Source organism: Streptomyces sp. NPDC006691, from assembly GCF_042869955.1.
In the GTDB taxonomy this organism is placed as follows: domain Bacteria; phylum Actinomycetota; class Actinomycetes; order Streptomycetales; family Streptomycetaceae; genus Streptomyces.
This window is the reverse complement of record NZ_JBIAGW010000002.1, coordinates 308,306-325,787: the sequence shown is the minus strand read 5'-3', so window position 1 is coordinate 325,787 and position 17,482 is coordinate 308,306. Positions and strand designations below refer to the sequence as shown.

At 71.9% G+C, this 17,482-nt stretch carries 15 protein-coding genes; 5 read left to right on the top strand and 10 right to left on the bottom strand.

Features of this window, described 5'->3' with window-relative positions:
* Positions 1 to 120 precede the first annotated feature (120 nt).
* Positions 121 to 1,275 carry a glycerate kinase gene (locus ACFYNP_RS04945; RefSeq protein WP_388782702.1) on the bottom strand — a complete coding sequence of 385 codons (1,155 nt, stop codon included), beginning with the start codon at positions 1,273 to 1,275 and terminating at the stop codon, positions 121 to 123.
* 142 nt (positions 1,276 to 1,417) lie between these two features.
* Between ACFYNP_RS04945 and ACFYNP_RS04940 the strand changes: the two genes are divergently transcribed.
* The 3 genes from ACFYNP_RS04940 (at position 1,418) to ACFYNP_RS04930 (ending at position 4,478) form a co-directional block, all read left to right on the top strand.
* Positions 1,418 to 3,133 carry a BCCT family transporter gene (locus tag ACFYNP_RS04940; RefSeq protein ID WP_388403915.1) on the top strand — a complete coding sequence of 572 codons (1,716 nt, stop codon included), beginning with the start codon at positions 1,418 to 1,420 and terminating at the stop codon, positions 3,131 to 3,133.
* Between the two features lie 59 nt (positions 3,134 to 3,192).
* Positions 3,193 to 3,687 (top strand): NUDIX domain-containing protein, encoded by a 495-nt coding sequence (locus tag ACFYNP_RS04935; RefSeq protein ID WP_388403913.1) that lies wholly within the window; start codon positions 3,193 to 3,195, stop codon positions 3,685 to 3,687.
* Between the two features lie 62 nt (positions 3,688 to 3,749).
* Positions 3,750 to 4,478, top strand: a complete 729-nt coding sequence (locus tag ACFYNP_RS04930) for an NAD-dependent deacetylase (protein WP_388782699.1) — start codon at positions 3,750 to 3,752, stop codon at positions 4,476 to 4,478.
* A gap of 75 nt (positions 4,479 to 4,553) precedes the next feature.
* Here the strand turns inward: ACFYNP_RS04930 and ACFYNP_RS04925 are convergent, their stop codons facing one another.
* From ACFYNP_RS04925 to ACFYNP_RS04915, 3 genes are all read right to left on the bottom strand, one after another.
* Positions 4,554 to 5,099: a methylated-DNA--[protein]-cysteine S-methyltransferase gene (locus tag ACFYNP_RS04925; RefSeq protein WP_388782696.1), complete on the bottom strand. Its 546-nt coding sequence runs from the start codon at positions 5,097 to 5,099 to the stop codon at positions 4,554 to 4,556.
* Positions 5,096 to 6,565, bottom strand: a complete 1,470-nt coding sequence (locus ACFYNP_RS04920; RefSeq protein WP_388783302.1) for an AlkA N-terminal domain-containing protein — start codon at positions 6,563 to 6,565, stop codon at positions 5,096 to 5,098. The genes ACFYNP_RS04925 and ACFYNP_RS04920 overlap by 4 nt, the downstream gene beginning before the upstream one ends.
* Positions 6,566 to 6,746: 181 nt before the next feature.
* The gene (locus ACFYNP_RS04915; protein ID WP_388405177.1) at positions 6,747 to 8,162 is read right to left on the bottom strand and encodes a phytoene desaturase family protein; all 1,416 of its coding nucleotides are present in this window, start codon (positions 8,160 to 8,162) and stop codon (positions 6,747 to 6,749) included.
* Between the two features lie 89 nt (positions 8,163 to 8,251).
* Between ACFYNP_RS04915 and ACFYNP_RS04910 the strand changes: the two genes are divergently transcribed.
* Complete coding sequence (locus ACFYNP_RS04910; RefSeq protein ID WP_388782693.1) at positions 8,252 to 9,070, top strand: DUF4037 domain-containing protein; 819 nt, start codon at positions 8,252 to 8,254, stop codon at positions 9,068 to 9,070.
* Between the two features lie 12 nt (positions 9,071 to 9,082).
* Here ACFYNP_RS04910 and ACFYNP_RS04905 read toward each other — a convergent pair whose 3' ends face one another.
* Complete coding sequence (locus ACFYNP_RS04905) at positions 9,083 to 9,907, bottom strand: inositol monophosphatase family protein (RefSeq protein WP_388782690.1); 825 nt, start codon at positions 9,905 to 9,907, stop codon at positions 9,083 to 9,085.
* A gap of 212 nt (positions 9,908 to 10,119) precedes the next feature.
* Here ACFYNP_RS04905 and ACFYNP_RS04900 point away from each other — a divergent pair, with 212 nt between their 5' ends.
* Complete coding sequence (locus ACFYNP_RS04900) at positions 10,120 to 11,175, top strand: biotin/lipoate A/B protein ligase family protein (RefSeq protein ID WP_388782688.1); 1,056 nt, start codon at positions 10,120 to 10,122, stop codon at positions 11,173 to 11,175.
* Between the two features lie 45 nt (positions 11,176 to 11,220).
* On the opposite strand, the gene ACFYNP_RS04895 is transcribed toward ACFYNP_RS04900, so the two are convergent.
* The 5 genes from ACFYNP_RS04895 to ACFYNP_RS04875 all read right to left on the bottom strand — a co-directional run bounded on the left by ACFYNP_RS04895 (position 11,221) and on the right by ACFYNP_RS04875 (position 17,425).
* Positions 11,221 to 12,735 carry an NCS1 family nucleobase:cation symporter-1 gene (locus ACFYNP_RS04895; RefSeq protein ID WP_388782685.1) on the bottom strand — a complete coding sequence of 505 codons (1,515 nt, stop codon included), beginning with the start codon at positions 12,733 to 12,735 and terminating at the stop codon, positions 11,221 to 11,223.
* A 66-nt stretch (positions 12,736 to 12,801) separates the two neighbouring features.
* Entirely contained in the window at positions 12,802 to 13,803 is a 1,002-nt protein-coding gene (locus ACFYNP_RS04890) for a TIGR03842 family LLM class F420-dependent oxidoreductase (RefSeq protein ID WP_388403898.1), read from the bottom strand.
* A 12-nt stretch (positions 13,804 to 13,815) separates the two neighbouring features.
* Positions 13,816 to 15,219 carry a dihydropyrimidinase gene (gene hydA, locus ACFYNP_RS04885; RefSeq protein WP_388782682.1) on the bottom strand — a complete coding sequence of 468 codons (1,404 nt, stop codon included), beginning with the start codon at positions 15,217 to 15,219 and terminating at the stop codon, positions 13,816 to 13,818.
* A gap of 83 nt (positions 15,220 to 15,302) precedes the next feature.
* Positions 15,303 to 16,586, bottom strand: coding sequence for an aspartate aminotransferase family protein (locus ACFYNP_RS04880; RefSeq protein WP_388782680.1), 1,284 nt, complete (start codon positions 16,584 to 16,586; stop codon positions 15,303 to 15,305).
* Entirely contained in the window at positions 16,583 to 17,425 is an 843-nt protein-coding gene (locus tag ACFYNP_RS04875; protein ID WP_388403889.1) for a nitrilase-related carbon-nitrogen hydrolase, read from the bottom strand. Before ACFYNP_RS04875 ends, ACFYNP_RS04880 begins: the two co-directional genes overlap by 4 nt.
* Positions 17,426 to 17,482 lie beyond the last annotated feature (57 nt).

Genomic DNA, 17,482 nt, shown 5'->3' with positions numbered 1-17,482 from the left:
TCAGTGTCTCACGGCTGGAAGGGGCTCGCACCCGCGGTCGCACACGCACCGCCGGTTGCTTCAGGGAACAGCACAGCGGCCCCCCTCGCGAGTGCGAGGGGGGCCGCTGGATCAGGCGGTCTAGCGCAGGAAGTCGTTCGCGATGTTCTCGGCGACCTGTTCCAGGAGCGGGCCCGCGTTCGCCATGGAGCGGGCCGGGTCGGACTCCAGTTCCGTCAGCGCGTAGGCGCGGCGGATGCCCGCCTCGCCGAGCTGGCCGGGCTGGAGCAGCAGACGCCCGCACACCGCGACGACCTCGATACCGGCCGCGCGGGCCGCCGCCGCGACGCCCGCCGGAGCCTTGCCGTGCAGGGTCTGCTCGTCCAGCGAGCCCTCGCCCGTGATGACCAGGGTGGCTCCGGCAAGTGCGGGCGCGAAGCCGAGGACGTCCAGCATGACCTCGATGCCGGGCCGGAAGGTGGCGTCCAGCGCCACGAGCGCGCCGTAGCCGATGCCGCCGGCGGCCCCGGCGCCCGGGGCCAGCGCTGCCTCTGCTGCCTTCGCGCCGAGCGGGCCCTCCAGGACCTTGGCGTAGTGGGCCAGGGCCGCGTCCAGGGTCGCCACGTCCTCGGGCGAGGCGCCCTTCTGCGGACCGTAGACCGCCGGGGCGCCCTTCGGGCCGGTCAGCGGGTTGTCGACATCGCTGGCGAGGACGAGTTCCACGTCCTTGAAGCGGGCGTCGAGACCCGAGAAGTCGGCCGTCATGAGGTCGGCGAGCGCGCCACCGCCGGGGCCCACGGGCTCGCCCGTGGCGTCCAGGAAGCGGACGCCGAGCGCGGCCAGCATGCCGGCGCCGCCGTCGGTCGTCGCGCTGCCGCCGACGCCGAACACGATGGTCCGCGCACCCGCGTCGAGTGCGGCGAGCAGCAGCTCACCGGAGCCGTACGTGGTGGCGGCGAGCGCCGCGAAGACGCCCTCGGGGAGGTGCTGGAGCCCGGAGGCCTCCGCCATCTCGACCACGGCCACGCCGTCGCGCACCGCGTACGCCGCGGTCACCGGGGTGCCGAGCGGTCCGGTCACCGGCACCTCGCGGCGCTCGAATCCAGCCGCCACCGCGGCCGCCACCGTGCCGTCGCCGCCGTCGGCGACCGGCAGGGTGTCCACCCGCAGATCCGGTACGACCCGCCGCAGCCCGGCCGTCACCCGCTCCGCGACCTGTACGGCCGTGAGCGAGCCCTTGAACTTGTCCGCCGCCACGAGTACGCGGGCGGTCTCCAAAACTGCGCCGTCCGTCACCTTGCTATCCCTTGCTTTCGAACAGGCAGTCGCGCCGCTTCAGACCCTATCCGCCCGGCGCGCGCCTGCCCATAGCCACTGGGGTCCACGGACGGCGCGCCACCCCAGAAAATGCGTACATCCCCCACCATAGTGGGGCGGCATGAGTATGGATTCGATCGATCATTCCGCCCCGGGGCTCCCGCCGGGCGATACGCCCCCGCCCCCCGACCCCTCCCCCGACCACACCGTGATCGTCATCGGTGTGCTCGCGGTGGTGGCCGCGGTCGCCTGGGCGGCCCTCGGCAAGAGCTCCTTCGACAGCGCCTCCTCGACCGCGCTCGCCTGGGTCCTGAACAACTTCGCCTGGCTCTTCGTGGTCGCCGCCGACACGTTCCTGGTGCTGTGCGTGGTCCTGGCGATCAGCCGGTACGGGCGGATCAGGCTGGGCGCGGACGACTCCGAGCCGGAGTTCACCAACCTCGCCTGGATCGCGATGATGTTCAGTGCGGGCATGGGCATCGGGCTGATGTTCTACGGCGTCGGCGAACCGCTCACCCACTTCCTCAGCCCGCCCCCGGCGAGCGGCGCCCAGCCCGGCACGGGCGATGCCGCGCGCACCGCCCTGGAGTACTCCTTCTTCCACTGGACGCTCACCCCCTGGGCGATCTACGGCATCGCCGGCCTCGCGCTGGCCTACGCGGGTTTCCGCAAGGGCCGCGGCAACCGGCTCTCCTCGGCCTTCGTGCCGCTGCTCGGCGCGCGCCGGGCGGACGGCCTGCCCGGCAAGTGCATCGATCTGCTGGCGGTCTTCGCGACGGTCTTCGGCACCGCGACGAGCCTGGGCCTCGGGGCCCTCCAGGTCGCCGAGGGCCTGCACATCACCTCGAACGTCGCCAATTCGCAGACCACCCAGCTCGTCATCATCGCCTCGCTCTCGGCGGCCTTCGTACTGTCCGCCTTCTCGGGCCTGCACAAGGGCGTGAAGTGGCTGTCCACGATCAATATCGTGCTCGCGGCGGTCCTGATGGTCTTCGTGTTCGTCCTCGGCCCGACCGTCTACGTCCTCGACACCATCCCCGCCTCCATCGGCGGCTATCTGCACGATCTGCTGCCCATGGCCAGCCGCACCGGAGCTTTCACCGACCGCGACTGGCTCGGCGCCTGGACGATCTTCTACTGGGCGTGGTGGCTCTCGTGGGCGCCGTTCGTCGGCACCTTCATCGCCCGCATCTCGCACGGCCGCACGATCCGCGAGTTCCTCGTCGGGGTGCTGCTCGTGCCCAGCGGCGCGACAGTGATCTGGTTCTGCGTCATGGGCGGCACGGCGATCCGGATCGCGTCCACCGGTGCGGCCGACCTCGCCGGAGCGGTGAAGGACGGCGCCGAGGCCTCGCTCTTCGCGATGCTGGACGCGCTGCCGATCGGCTCGGTCACCTCGTACATCGCGATGGTCCTGGTGATGACGTACTTCATCACCAGCGCGGACTCGGCATCCCTGGTGATGGGCTCGCTCACCAGCCGGGGCTCGCTGCACCCGCCGACCTGGCTGGTGGTGATGTGGGGCGTGCTCATGGCGGCGGTCGCCGCCGTCCTGCTCGTGGCGGGCGGCCTCAAATCGCTCCAGACGGCGACGATCCTGGTCGCACTGCCCTTCGTCGTCGTGATGCTCGGCCTGTGCTGGTCGCTGGTGAAGGAGCTGCGCGAGGACCCGGGCGCGGGGCCGTCCCGGCACGGCGCGCTGCACGGGATGCGCGACGCGGTACGGACGATGGTCGGCGACGCGATCAGCGAGCAGAGCGGCGCCCGGCACCACCGGCTGCGCCGGGCCGCCAAGTCCCGTACGAGTGACGACGGTTCGGGCCCCGCGCAGCCCTGACAAGGCCGGGCATCGGAGCCCCCCGGCACTTGCCGACCTGGCCCCCTACGCTTCACTCCATGACGACCGACAACGATTACGCCGCCTACATCGCCGGCCTCCCCCGGGTGCTCGCCGGCGCGGCCATGCTGTTCCGGGACGGCGAGGGCCGGGTACTGCTCGTCGAGCCCAACTACCGCGAGGGCTGGGCGCTGCCCGGCGGGACCGTGGAGTCCGACACGGCGGAGACCCCGCGCCGGGCGGCCCGCCGGGAGACCCTGGAAGAGATCGGCCTCGATGTCGAACCGGGCCGCCTGCTCGCGGTGGACTGGGTGCACGGCGCGGCCCGCCCGCCGATCGTCGCCTACCTCTACGACGGCGGTGTGCTCGACGAGAAGGCCCTGGACTCGATCCGCATCCAGGAGGAGGAACTCCTGTCCTGGCGCCTGGTCCCGCGCGAGGACCTCCCCGGCCATCTCCTGGGCGCGCTGAGCCACCGGGTCATGACCGCGCTCGACGTCCTGGCGGAGGGCCACGGCACGGCCGAGCTGGAGAACGGGCACCGGGTGGGGTGAGCCGGGGGTCCGGCTGCGGAAATGCGTTCGCCGCCCGCGCCGGGTCCGCCTACGCTCCCGACATGGGCAAGCCACTCGTCGCGATCCTCTCCGGTGCCGGGCTCTCCACCGACTCGGGCATCCCCGACTACCGCGGGCCGAACGGCGTTTGGCGCCGCGACCCCGAGGCCGAGCGGCTCGTGACGTACTCCTCCTACCTGGCCGACCCGGACATCCGGCGCCGGTCCTGGCTGATGCGACGCGACAGCCCGGCCGTCAAGGCCGAGCCGAACGCCGCGCACCACGCGATCGTCGCCCTGGAACGGTCCGGGGTGCCGGTCCGGGTCATCACCCAGAACGTCGACGGGCTACAGCAGCGGGCCGGCTTCCCCGAGCGCAAGATCCTCGAACTCCACGGCACCGCAAGGGCGGTGACCTGCACCCGGTGCCACGCCCGGTCCTCCATGGACGAGGCATTGGCCCGGGTGACGGCGGGCGAGGCGGACCCGGCGTGCAGGGGGTGCGGAGGCATTCTCAAGGCGGCGACGGTCATGTTCGGCGAACGTCTCGACCCGGAGGTACTGGCCCGGGCGATGGCGATCGCCAAGGCGTGCCAGATCCTCGTCGCGGTCGGCACCACCCTCCAGGTCCAGCCCGCCGCCTCGCTGGCCGGCCTCGCCTCGGAGGGCGGGGCCCGCCTGATCATCGTGAACGCCGACCCGACCCCTTACGACCCGCTGGCCGACGAGGTGGTACGCGAGCCGATCGGTACCGCACTCCCCCGGCTCCTGCGCGGACTCCCCCGGGATTGAGCCCGGGGCGGGCACCACGCCCGCCGGCTGCCGCAGGGCGGGGAGGCTTCATGGCCGGTCCGGTGCCGTCCGGTCCTAGAACAGCGCGCCCGCCGACTCACCCCGCTCGAACGCAAGGAGGCGCTGCTTGCGGTCGAGGCCGCCGCCGTAGCCGGTCAGGCTGCCGTTGGCTCCGATGACGCGATGGCACGGCACGATGATGCCGACCGGGTTCTTGCCGTTGGCCAGGCCCACGGCGCGCGAGGCGTTCGGGCTGCCGAGCGCCTCGGCGAGTTCCCCGTAGGACCGGGTCTCGCCGTAGGGGATCCGCTGGAGCTGCTGCCAGACGCGCTGCTGGAACGGGGTGCCCACCATGGCCAAGTCCAGCTTGAACTCGGTCAGTTCGCCCGCGAAGTAGGCCGCAAGCTGACGGATGACCTCGGGGAAGGGGCCGTCGTCGGCACGCTCGCCGAAGGTCTCCTGCGGCGGCCGGTGGCGCTGGCCCTCCATGTAGAGGCGGCTCAGGACCCCGTCGGTGGCGACGAGGGTGAGCGGGCCGTACGGGCTCTCGATGACGGTGTGCGTGATGCGCACGGCTGAACTCCCTTGCACGGGAAGGTTGTTGATGGCTCGGGGTCTCATGCGGGAAGGTGGTTGACGGCGTGGTCCTCGGTCGCCCAGAGGTACTGGACGGCGTAGGCGCGCCAGGGCCGCCAGGCGGCGGCACGCGCGGTGAGCGCGGCGGGAGTGGCCGGCAGGCCGAGGTTCTGGGCGGCCCGGCGCATGCCGAGGTCGGTGGGCAGGAAGGCGTCGGGGTCGCCGAGCGCCCGCATGGCGATCGCCTCGACCGTCCAGGGCCCGAAGCCGGGCAGCTCCATGAGCTGGGCCCGGGCCCGGTCCCAGTCGCTGTCCAGGCCGAGTTGGAGGATGCCGTCGGCGAGGGCGGCGACGAGCGTGGTGAGGGTGACGCGACGGCTGCGCGGCAGCGCCAGCGTCTCGGGATCGAGGGCGGCGAGCTGTTCCGGCGTCGGGAAGAGATGGGTGAGGCCCCCGGTCGGGTCGTCGACGGCCTCGCCGTGCGCGAGGACGAGCCGGGCCGCGTGGGTGCGGGCGGCGGCCGTCGAGACCTGCTGCCCGAGGACCGCCCGCACCGCGAACTCCGCCGCGTCCACCGTGCGCGGCACCCGCCGCCCGGGCGCCTTGTCGACCAGCGGCGCGAGCAGCGGGTCGGCGCGCAGCCGGTCGTCCACGGCGACGGGGTCGGCGTCCAGGTCGAGCATCCAGCGACAGCGGCTGATGGCGATGGTGAGGTCCCGGAGATCGGTGAGGTGCAGCACACAGCCGATGTGCTCGGGTCCCGGGGTGAGCTCGGCGATGCCGTGCCCGTACGGCAGGGACAGGGTGCGGCGGAACGCGCCGTCGCGCCACTCCTCCACCCCGGGGACTCCGGTCGCGGCGAGGTGGCCGAACAGATTGTCCGGGGTCAGCGGGGCACGGAACGGCAGCCGCAGGGTGATCGCGCCCGGGGTCTGACGGGCGATGCCACCGGCGGCACGGGTGCGCAGCTCGGTCGGGGCGAGCGCGAACACCTCGCGGACGGTGTCGTTGAAGGTGCGGATCGAGGAGAACCCGGCGGCGAAGGCGACCTCGGCCATGGGCAGGGGGGTCGTCTCGATGAGCAGCCGCGCGGTCTGCGCGCGCTGCGCCCTGGCCAGGGCGAGGGGGCCCGCCCCCAGCTCGGCGAGCAGCTGGCGTTCGATCTGGCGGGCGCTGTAGCCGAGGCGGGCCGCGAGCCCGGGGACGCCCTCGCGGTCGACGACTCCGTCCCTGATGAGGCGCATGGCCCGGGCTACGGAGTCGGCACGGGCGTTCCACTCCGGGGATCCGGGTGTGGTGTCGGGACGGCACCGCTTGCAGGCCCGGAATCCGGCCTGCTGGCAGGCGGCCGCGCTCGGGTAGAAGGTCATGTTCTCGACCTTCGGCGGCACGACGGGGCAGCTCGGCCGGCAGTAGATGCGGGTGGTCAGGACGGCCGTGAAGAACCAGCCGTCGAAGCGGGCGTCCTTGGACTGGACGGCGCGTACGCAGCGCTCGGTGTCGTGGTGCATCGGGGTGGGGGCGACGGGGGCCATGCGTCAAGGATCCGGCACGGGTCCGCTCCGCGCTGGCGGGAATCCGACATCGCCCTCGCCCGACCGGGCCGCCCCCTGTTTCGGGCGGGGGCTCCGCCCCCCCGTCACACCCCCCGTTCGCGCCCTGCCCGGCGCGAGGGGTGCGAGCGGGCCGGGGTCACGGCCGGTCCGCCCTGCGCAGGGCGCGCCACGCCGCCTTCGCCGCGTTGTGGCCGGACATGCCGTGCACGCCCGGGCCCGGCCACGCGGCCGAGGAGCACAGGAACACCGAGGGGTGCCGGGTCGCGTACGGGAACAGGGAGACCTTGGGGCGGAGCAGCAGCTGGAGGCCGCGGGCCGCGCCGCACGCGATGTCGCCGCCCACGTAATTGGCGTTGCGCGCGGCGAGTTGCGGCGGGCCGGCGGTCGCCCGGGCCAGGACCCGGTCGCGGAAGCCGGGCGCGAACCGCTCGATCTGCCGCTCGATCGCGTCCGTGAAGTCGCCCTCCCAGCCGTTGGGGACGTGCCCGTACGCCCAGAACACGTGCTTGCCCTCGGGTGCGCGGGACGGGTCGACGAGGCTGGGCTGGGCGGTGATCAGGAAGGGCGTGTCGGGGGCCGTGCCGCCGGAGGCCTGGTCGAGGGCGGTGCCGATCTCTCGGCTGGTGGGGCCGATCTGGACGGTACCGGCGCGCCGGGGCTCCTTCGCCGTCCAGGGGACCGGTCCGTCCAGCGCGTAGTCGATCTTGAAGACGGCGGCGCCGTACTTGTAGCCGTCGTAGGCGCGGCCCAGGCCCGCGATCCGGGCGAGCGCGGTGGGCGAGGTGTCGAAGAGGTAGGTGCGGGCAGGCGGCAGATCGTCCAGGCGCTTGACCTCGAACCCGGTGTGCACCTCCCCGCCCAGATCGCGCAGATACCCGGTGAGCGCGTCGGAGATGGACTGGGAGCCGCCGCGCGGCAGCGGCCAGCCGTTCTCGTGCGCGGCCAGCGCGAACAGCATGCCGACGCCGCCGGTGGCCACTCCGCCCAGCGGGGCGATGACGTGGGCGACGAGCCCGGCCATCAGGGCGCGCGCCCGGTCGTCCCGGAAGCGGCGCATCAGCCAGGTGTACGGCGGCAGGCCCACCGCCCCGAACCGGGCGAGGCCGACCGGGTCGCGCGGCAGCGCGGTCAGGGGCAGGGACATGAAGTCCCGTGCCAGGACGTCCCACTTGCCGAGGAAGGGGGCGATCAGACGTCGGTACGCCCCGGCGTCGTGCGGCCCGAAGGACGCGGCGGTCTCGGAGACCGAACGGGAGAGGACCGCGGCCGTGCCGTCGTCGAAGGGGTGCGCCATCGGCAGTTCCGGGTGCAGCCATTCGAGCCCGTACCGGTCGAGCGGCAGGTCACGGAAGGCGGGCGAACCGATGCCCAGGGGGTGGACGGCGGAGCACGGGTCGTGGCGGAAGCCCGGCAGCGTCAGCTCCTCGGTCCTCGCACCGCCGCCCACGGTGTCCTTGGCCTCGAAGACCTCAACACGCAGTCCTCTCCTGGCCAGTTCGACGGCGGCGGTCAGCCCGTTGGGGCCGGCCCCCACGACGACGGCATCGAGCATCGACGGCACTTCGGACTCCTCACGCCACGGTCAGGGACCCCAGGATATTCCGGTGCACCGACAATCCCGCGCCCGGTAGCGTCCGGCCGGTGGACTCGCCCGCGGACTTCGCCTTCAGCGCCCGTATCGCCGCCGTCGCCGAGCGGCTCGTCGAAGTCCCCGGGGTGGTGGCCGTCGCCCTCGGCGGCAGCCGCGCCCGCGGCACGCACCGGGTGGACTCCGACTGGGATCTCGGCCTCTACTACCGGGGCGATCCGGATGTCACGGCCCTGGCCCGGCTCGCGGAGGAACTCACCGGCGTCCCGGTCGAGGTCACGGGACCCGGCGGCTGGGGCCCGTGGGTGAACGGCGGCGCGTGGCTGGTGATCGACGGCCACGCGGTGGACTGGATCCTGCGCGACCTGGACCGGGTCGAACGGGTCTGGTCGGACTGCCGGCGCGGCCGTTACGAGGTCGCCACCCAGCCCGGCCATCCGCTCGGCTTCTGGTCCCCTGCCTACCCCGGCGAGGTGGCCCTGGGACGCGTACTGGCGGATCCCCGGGGCGAGTTGACGGAACTGCGGAGAGCGGTACGGCACTACCCCGAGCCGTTGCGGGCGGCGCTCGTCGCCGCGTCGTGGGAGGCGGAATTCTCGGTGGTGGGCGCCCGCAAGGCGGTGGGGTCGGGCGATGCCCTGTACGTCTCGCTCTGTCTGTCCCGGGCGTTCGGGATCCTCGCCCAGTCGTTGCACGCCCACCACCGGCGGTGGCTGCTCAACGAGAAGGGCTCGCTGGCCTCGGCGTCCGCGCTCCCGGCGGCCCCGCCGGAATTCGCCGCGCGCGTGTCGGCCGCCCTGTCCGGGCTGGACGCCGGGGCGGTCGACCTCGCCGCCGGCCTGGTCGGCGACGTACGGGCGGCGCTTGGGTGAGCGGCCCGCCGCTCACTCCCCCGCGAGCAGGCGCCGCAGCCGCTCCGCCGTCGCCGCGTCACGGGCCGCGGTGAAGGGCAGCACGTTGCCGCCGGCGATGCGGAACGGCTGGCCGGCCACGGTGGTGTGGGCGCCGCCCGCCTCGGCCACCAGGAGCAGCCCCGCCGCGTGGTCCCAGGCGTACTCCCACGAGAAGGCCAGGCCGTCCAGCTCGCCGCGGGCGATCGCGAGGTATTCGAGACCGGCCGAGCCGCAGGGCCTCGTCCGGACGCCCTCGGTGTCGAGGGCCAGCAGAGCACGCTTCTGATCGGGCGTCGTGTAGTCGGGATGGGAGGTGGCGACGTCGAGAGTGGCGCCGGGCGCGGGTGAACCGGCGTGCAGGGGCTCCCCGTTGAGGGTGGCGCCCCGGCCCCGGACCGCCACGGCCAGCTCGTCGAGCGCCGGGGCGAACGTCCAGGAAGCCAGCAGTTCGCCCCGGTGGGCCAGAGCGACCAGGGTGCAGAATCCGGCTTCGCCGCGGACGAACTGGCGGGTGCCGTCCACCGGGTCGACGATCCACACCGGCGCCTCACCGCCCAGCGCCTCGTACACCGCCGGGTCGGCGTGCACGGCCTCCTCGCCGACGACGACCGACCCGGGAAGTATCGCGGTGAGGGCGGCCGTCAGATGCTCCTCGGCGAGCCGGTCGGCGACCGTCACCAGGTCGTGCGGGCCGTTCTTCTCGACGATCTCGTGCGCGGCGAGCTGCCGGAACCTCGGCATGATCTCGGCCGCGGCCGCCTTGCGGACCGCCTCTTCCACTACTGCCAGGTCACCTGCGAGAAAGTCGTCGATCATGCGTCCAGCAAAACACGCGCCACTGACAATCGGCGAGCGGCTTTCGGAGCGGGTGGCTCGGCGCTCCGCGCAGACCGCTCTCGCGAACGGCCGCTCCCGGGCGAGCCGGTCCCGTACCGCCTCGTCCACCGGCACCTCCGGCGGTGGCCGGGCGCGGGAATGCGGCCCGGCCCTTTACCGTTGGACCGCGCGGAACAAATGGAGGCACAACGGTGCACGGCGAATACAAGGTCCCCGGCGGCAAGCTGGTGGTCGTCGATCTGGACAGTCGCGACGGAGTCCTGCGGGACGTGACGGTCGCGGGCGACTTCTTCCTCGAACCCGACGAGGCGATCCTGGCCATCAACGCGGCTCTCGAAGGCGCCCCGGCCGACACGGGCGCGGCCCAGCTCGCGGCCCGTATCGACGCGGCGCTGCCGCCGGGCACCACCATGTACGGGCTGACCTCGGAGGGCGTGGCGGTCGCCGTGCGCCGGGCGCTGGCGCACGCCACGGACTGGACCGACTACGACTGGCAGCTGATCCACGAGGCCCCGCAGTCCCCGGCCCTGCACATGGCGCTCGACGAGGTGATCACCGCCGAGGTCGCGGCCGGCCGGCGCCCGCCGACGCTGCGGGTGTGGGAGTGGGCCGCGCCCGCCGTCGTCATCGGCAGCTTCCAGTCGCTGCGCAACGAGGTCGACCCGGAGGGCGCCGAGCGGCACGGGATCACCGTCGTGCGCCGGATCAGCGGCGGCGGCGCGATGTTCATCGAGCCCGGCAACACGATCACGTACTCCCTGTCCGTGCCCGACGCCCTCGTGCAGGGCCTGTCCTTCGCGGACAGTTACGCCTATCTCGACGACTGGGTGCTGAGCGCACTCGGCGACATGGGCATCAAGGCCTGGTACCAGCCGCTCAACGACATCGCGACCGAGGCCGGCAAGATCGCGGGCGCCGCGCAGAAGCGGATGGTCGCGGACGACGGGGCGGTGCTGCACCACGTGACGATGGCGTACGACATCGACGCGGACAAGATGCTGGACGTCCTGCGCATCGGCAAGGAGAAGCTCTCCGACAAGGGCACCCGCAGCGCGAAGAAGCGCGTCGACCCGCTGCGCCGCCAGACCGGGCTCCCCCGGGAGGCCGTGATCGAGCGGATGATCGCGTCGTTCCGCTCCCGTTACGGGCTCGCCGAGGGCCGTGTCACGGACGAGGAGATGGCCCGGGCACGCGAACTCGCGGCGACGAAGTTCACCACCGAGGAGTGGACGGCGCGGGTGCCGTAAGGCGGTACGGCTCGGCGCGGGTGCCCGCGCTCCCCAGATGGCGGCCTAGGCTCGTGGCGCCTCAACCTCCCTGCTGTGTAGGCGAGTTGAGGCCGAAAGCACCACGTACAGGAGCAGTGCCGAGCCGAGTCCCACCGCCCAGCCGTAGTCGGCCAGCGGTTTGAGGAAGGGAATGAGGCCGTCCGTGGGGAACGGGCCGGCCTTGGCCCCCTTGTCGTCCAGCGTCGAGTAGGAACCGCCGATCGCGAGCACCCCGCCCGCCAGGAACGCGGCCACCGCCCGCCAGTTCCAGCCGGCGGTGTACCAGTAGCGGCCCCCGGGCCGGTACAGGTCGGCGACGTCCAGGACCGTGCGGCGCACCACCCAGTAGTCGGCGATGAGGATCCCGGCGACGGTGCCGAGCAGGCCGCCCACCACGCCGAGCCAGGTGAAGATGTACAGCTCGGGGGTGGAGGTCAGCTTCCACGGGAACATCAGGACCCCGACGACGCCCGTGATCAGCGCGCCCCGGCGGAAATCGACGACCTTCGGCGCGAGGTTCGCCAGGTCGTACGCGGGTGACACGACGTTCGCCGCCACGTTCACGGAGATCGTCGCGATCAGGACGGTGAGCAGCGCGAAGAGCAGACCGAAGACGTTGTCGGTCTTCGCCACCAGGTCGACCGGGTTCCAGATCGGCACCCCGTACACCGCCTGGGAGCCGGAGGTGACCAGGACGGACAGGAGCGCGAACGCGGTCATGGTGGTGGGAAGCCCGAGCGTCTGGCCCCGGACCTGGGCGCGCTGGCCCCGGCCGAAGCGGGTGAAGTCGGGGATGTTCAGGGACAGGGTGGCCCAGAAGCCGATCATGCCCATGAGGGAGGGGAAGAACACCGGCCAGAAGCCGGGGCCCCAGCCGTGTTTCGAGGGCTGGTCGAGGAGCGGCCCGAAGCCGCCCGCCTTGTGGGCGATCCAGATCAGCAGCACGAGCGCCCCGACGAGGACGAAGGGCGCCGCCCAGTTCTCGAAGCGGCGCAGCGTCTCCATACCCCGGTGAATCAGGGCGAGTTCGAGGATCCAGAACACGACGAAGCAGAGCCAGAGCGTCCAGGGCTGGCCGCCGATCCGCGAGGCGTCGGTCCAGCCGCCGAAGATCTTGCCGAGCAGTACGAAGATGCCCTGGCCGCCGATCCAGGTCTGGATGCCGAACCAGCAGCAGGCCACGGCGGCACGGATCAGTGCGGGGAGGTTGGCACCGCGCAGCCCGAAGGAGGCGCGGGCGAGCACCGGGAAGGGGATGCCGTACTTGGGGCCGGCGTGTCCGGTCAGGAGCATCGGGACGAGCACGATCAGGTTGGCGAGCGCGATGGTGAAGACGGCCTGCTTCCAGTCCATGCCGAGCGCGACCAGACCGGAAGCAAGCGTCCAGGAGGGGATGTTGTGGGCCATGCCGACCCACAGCGCGGCGAAGTTGTACGTCGTCCAGGTCCGCTCCTCGGGCGGTACCGGCCGCAGGTCGGCGTTGGCGAACCGGCCGTCCTCGGGGGCGGCCGTGGCGGGTATGGCGGCGGTTCCGGTCATGGGCAGGCCCTTCGTTCGGGGAGGGCGAGGAGGGCGAACGGGCCGTGCGGGCGGGGTGGTCGGCGCCTACCGGGTCAGGGCGGGGATGATCTGCTGCCCGTAGGCGTCGATGACGGCCTCGCGGGCGTCGTGCATGGCGTACACCGCGAACTGGTCGACGCCCAATGCCTTCAACTCCCGCAGTTTGGCGATGTGTTGGTCCGGGGTGCCCAAGAGGCAGAAGCGGTCGACGATCTCGTCGGGTACGAAGGCGGTGTCGGGGTTGCCGGTGCGGCCGTGGTGGCTGTAGTCGTAGCCCTGGCGCTGCTTGATGTACTCGGTGAGCGCCTCGGGCACGAGGCCCGAGTGCTCGCCGTAGCGGGAGACCAGGTCGGCGACGTGGTTGCCGACCATGCCGCCGAACCAGCGGCACTGCTCGCGGGCGTGCGCGAGGTCGTCGCCGACGTAGGCGGGGGCGGCGACGCACATGGTGATCGAGGCGGGATCGCGGCCGGCGTCGGCGGCGGCCTTGCGGACCGCCTTCACCATCCACTCGGTGAGGAACGGGTCGGCGAGCTGGAGGATGAAGCCGTCCGCCTTCTCGCCGGCGAGAGCGAGGGCCTTGGGGCCGTAGGCGGCCATCCAGACGGGCAGTCTGCCGTCCTTCACCCAGGGCAGTCGCAGGCTCTGTCCGTCGACGTCGGCCTCGCGGCCCTCGGCGAGGTCGCGGATGACGCCGATCGCCTCGCCGAGCCGGGCCAGGGTGTTGGGCTTGCGGCCGGCCACCCGCATCGCGGAGTCGCCGCGCCCGATGCCGCAGACGGTGCGGTTGCCGTACATGTCGTTGAGCGTGGCGAACGTGGAGGCGGTGACCTCCCAGGTACGGGTGCCGGGGTTGGTCACCATCGGGCCGACCGTGAGCCGCCGGGTGTTCGCCAGGATCTGGCTGTAGATGACGAAGGGTTCCTGCCAGAGCACGGCCGAGTCGAAGGTCCAGCCGTAGCGGAAGCCGTTGCGCTCGGCGCGTTTCATCAGGCTGATGACCTGGGCGGCCGGCGGGTCGGTCTGAAGGACGAGTCCGAAGTCCATGGTGCGGTGCTCCTAGCCGAGGTACTGACAGGTGGCGCGCGGGACGTAGCCGCCGTGTCCGGCGCGACCCGTGAACTTCCTTTGTTCGATGACGAGTTCACCGCGCGAGAGGACCGTCTCGACCTGCCCGGTCAGCCGCTTCCCCTCGTACGCCGAATAGTCGACGTTCATGTGGTGCGTCTCGGCGGAGACGATCTGCTCGGCGTGCGGGTCGTAGATGACGATGTCCGCGTCGGCGCCGGGGGCCAGGGTGCCCTTCTTCGGGTAGAGGCCGAACATCCGGGCCGGCGTGGCGCAGGCGATCTCGATCCAGCGGCGGCGGGTGATGTGGCCGTCGACGACCGCCTGATGCAGCAGGTCCATGCGGTTCTCGACGCCGGGAAGGCCGTTGGGGATCTTGGAGAAGTCGCCCCGGCCCAGCTCTTTTTGTCCCGTGAAGCAGAACGGGCAGTGGTCCGTGGAGACCACCTGGAGGTCGTTGGTGCGCAGACCCCGCCACAGTGCGGCCTGATGTTCCCGGGGCCGCAGGGGAGTTGAGCAGACGTACTTGGCGCCCTCGAAGTCCGGCTCGGCGAGGTTGTCGGTGGACAGGAACAGATACTGCGGGCAGGTCTCGCCGAAGACCGGCAGCCCCTTGTCGCGGGCAAGGGCGAGCTCGGCCAGGGCCTCCTCGGCCGAGACGTGGACGACGTAGAGCGGGGCGCCCGCGACCCGGGCGAGCTGGATCGCCCGGTGGGTGGCCTCGGCCTCCAGGAGCGCCTTGCGGACCTCGCCGTGGTAGCGGGGATCGCTCTCACCGCGGGCCAGCGCCTGCTCGACGAGGACGTCGATGGCGATGCCGTTCTCGGCGTGCATCATGATCAGGCCGCCGTTGGACTCCGCTCGCTGCATGGCGCGCAGGATCTGGCCGTCGTCGCTGTAGAAGACCCCGGGGTAGGCCATGAACAGCTTGAAGGAGGTGATGCCCTCCTCGACCAGGCGGTCCATCTCCTTGAGGGAGCCCTCGTTGACGTCGGAGAGGATCATGTGGAAGCCGTAGTCGATGGCGCACTGGCCGTCGGCCTTGGCGTACCAGGCGTCAAGACCGGCCCGCAGGGACTGGCCCTGCGACTGCACGGCGAAGTCCACGATGGTGGTGGTGCCGCCCCAGGCGGCGGCGCGGGTGCCGGTCTCGAAGGTGTCGGAGGCGAACGTCCCGCCGAAGGGCAGTTCCATGTGGGTGTGGGCGTCGACACCGCCCGGGATGACGTACCGGTCGGTGGCGTCGATGACCCGGTCCGCGGTCCAGCCCTGCGCCACGGTCGAGCCGTGTGCCGCTATGGCCGCGATCCGGCCGTCCTCGATCAGTACGTCGGCGTGCGTCTCGTCGGCGGCGGTGATGACCAGGCCGCCTTGGATGAGGGTGCGGGTACTCATGGGTGGAGCTCCCTTTCGTACACGTGCAAGTGCTCGTACTCGTAGCTGTTCCGGTCCCGGGGCGCGATGCTCAGGACGGCCAACTACACGGTGCGCAGGGCGCGTTCGAGGATGGCCGCGCCTTCTTCGGCCTCCGCGACGGTGAGGGTGAGGGGCGGCGCGATGCGCAGCACGCTGGTGTCGTGGCCGCCGCCCTTGCCGATGAGCAGGCCGCCTTCGCGGGCGGCTTCCAGGACCGCGGCGGCGGCCTCGGGGTTGGCCCGGTCCGTGCCGGGCCGTACCAGCTCGATGCCGGCCATCAGGCCCCGGCCGCGCACCTCGCGGACCACGGGGAGCTGGGCGCAGATGGCGCGCAGCCGCTCGATGAGCAGTCCGCCGACGCGGCGGGCGTTGCCCTGGAGGTCGTGTTCGAGGACGTAGGAGAGGTTGGCGAGGCCCGCGGCCATGGTGACCGGGGAGCCGCCGAAGGTCGAAATGGAGTTGCTGTCGAGGCAGTTCATGACCTCGGCGCGGGCGACGACGCCGCCGATGGACATGCCGTTGCCGATGCCCTTGGCGAAGGTGAGCAGATCGGGCGGCCCGCTGCGGCCGTGGGCCTGCCAGCCCCAGAAGTGGTCGCCGGTACGGCCCCAGCCGGTCTGCACCTCGTCGGTGATCCACAGGATGCCGTGCCGGTCGAGGACCTCGCGGAACGCGGCGTACAGGCCGTCGGGCGGCGAGGTGAAGCCGCCGACGCCCTGGATGGGCTCGGCGATCAGGGCGGCCACGTTGCGGGTGTGGCCGAGGAGGTCTTCGAGGTCGGCGACACAGGCCTCGATGAACTGGGCGTCGCTGAGGTGGGCGTACGGTCCCCGGGCGCGGACGCCGCCGTGCACGTACAGGGTCTGGAGCGGTGAGAGGCTGGTGGGCGACCAGGCGTGGTTGCCGGTGATGCCCACCGCGCTGAAGGAGCGGCCGTGGTAGCTGTTGCGCATCGCGAGGATCTGGTTGGAGCCCCGGTGGGCGGTCGCGAGCAGCAGCGCGGTGTCGTTGGCCTCGGTCCCGGAGGTGGTGAAGAAGACCCGCGCGTCGGGGATGCCCGACAACTGGGCGATGCGCTCAGCGAGTTCGACCATCTGCCGGTTGAGGTAGAGGGTCGAGGAGTGGATGATCCGGCCGGCCTGTTCGGCTACGGCCTTGGTGACCTCGGGCAGCGCGTGGGCGGTCATCGTGGTGAGGATGCCGCCGAAGAAGTCGAGGTACTTGTTGCCGTCGGCGTCCCAGACGTGCCGGCCCTCGCCGTGGGTGATCTCGATGGGCTGCCGGTAGTAGAGCGCGAGCCAGTCGGGCAGCACGGCCCGGTGGCGGTCGTGGAGGGGGCGGGTCACGGCTTCACCAGGCCTTCGTAGGCGTCGGGACGGCGGTCGCGGTAGAAGGCCCACTGCTGGCGGACCTGCTCGATGAGGCCGAAGTCCAGGTCCCGGACGAGGAGTTCCTCCTCCTTGTCGCTGGCGACCTCGCCGACGAACTGGCCGCGCGGGTCGACGAAGTAGCTGGTGCCGTAGAAGTCGTTGTCGCCGTACTCCTCGATGCCGACGCGGTTGATCGCGGCGACGAAGTACTCGTTGGCGACGGCCGAGGCGGGCTGCTCCAGCTGCCACAGGTAGCCGGAGAGGCCACGCGAGGTGGCGGAGGGGTTGTAGACCAACTGGGCTCCGTTGAGGCCGAGTTGGCGCCAGCCCTCCGGGAAGTGGCGGTCGTAGCAGATGTACACGCCGACCTTGCCGACGGCCGTGTCGAAGACCGGCCAGCCGAGGTTGCCCGGTTTGAAGTAGTACTTCTCCCAGAAGCCCTTGACCTGGGGGATGTGGTGCTTGCGGTACTTGCCGAGGTAGCTGCCGTCGGCGTCGATGACGGCGGCGGTGTTGTAGTAGAAGCCCTCGCCCTCGATCTCGAAGACCGGGACGACGACGACCATCCCGGTCTCCCGGGCGAGTTCCTTCATCCGGGTGACGGTCGGGCCGTCCGGGACGGGTTCGGCCCAGCGGTAGTGCTCGGCCTCCTGCACCTGGCAGAAGTAGGGGGCGTTGAACACCTCCTGGAAGCCGATGATCTTCGCGCCCTGCCGGGCCGCCTCGCGGGCGTGCTCCTCATGCTTGGCGATCATGGATTCGGTGTCGCCGGTCCAGGTCGCCTGAACCAGTGCGGCGCGCACGACATTGGCCATGAGCTGCTCCTTCGACGGGTCGTCAGCCAGCCAAATCCACACGCGTAGATCCGCGTG